1 protein-coding gene is annotated in these 608 nt (G+C 46.9%); it reads right to left on the reverse strand.

Annotated features, from left to right (window positions below; genetic code table 11):
• Positions 1 to 608 (reverse strand): GGDEF domain-containing phosphodiesterase (locus A3729_RS30370; RefSeq protein ID WP_156498251.1); only part of this gene is annotated, 608 nt, incomplete at both ends.

A 608-nucleotide genomic window follows, 5' to 3' on the forward strand; every position in this document is an offset into this window, starting at 1 on the left:
TTTTAGGGCTTGAACCGGGTTATCAATCATCGCACTTTCGGTGACTTCAAGAAGTAGCGAAGAAGTAGAGAGGCCGTTTTTCTCAAGCTCTTGCGCCACATAATCGGGTAGGTCATCGTTGGCCAGATCATAAGCCGAGAGATTGACTGCCATTTTTAGGTCTATCCCTTGAGTTCTCCAAGCAGCGGCTTCACGCAATACACTAGCAATCACCCAACGCGTTAGCGGTGGCATCAAGCCAGACTGTTCAGCAAGACCAATGAACTCTTCAGGTGAGATAAAGCCCAACTCGGGATGAATCCAACGAATCAATGCCTCAACCTGGGTGACTTTGCCTTGCTTAAGCTCCAGCTTTGGCTGATAGAACATGCATAAGGAATCTTGATCGATCGCCTCTTTCAAATCGTTGACCAGGCGCGTTTGCTTAAGATGCTTTTCATCACTACCTGGCTGATAAAGCAACAAAGCAAGCTTCTGCTCATTCGCTTCATTGAGCGCTATGTCCACACGCCTCATTAATTCATCAGTTCGTTGACCATGCTGTGGATATAAAACCACACCCGAGGTAAATGCAATGGGGAGCTTAAGCTCGTTTATTTGATAGGGCT

Source organism: Oleiphilus sp. HI0043 (assembly GCF_001634935.1).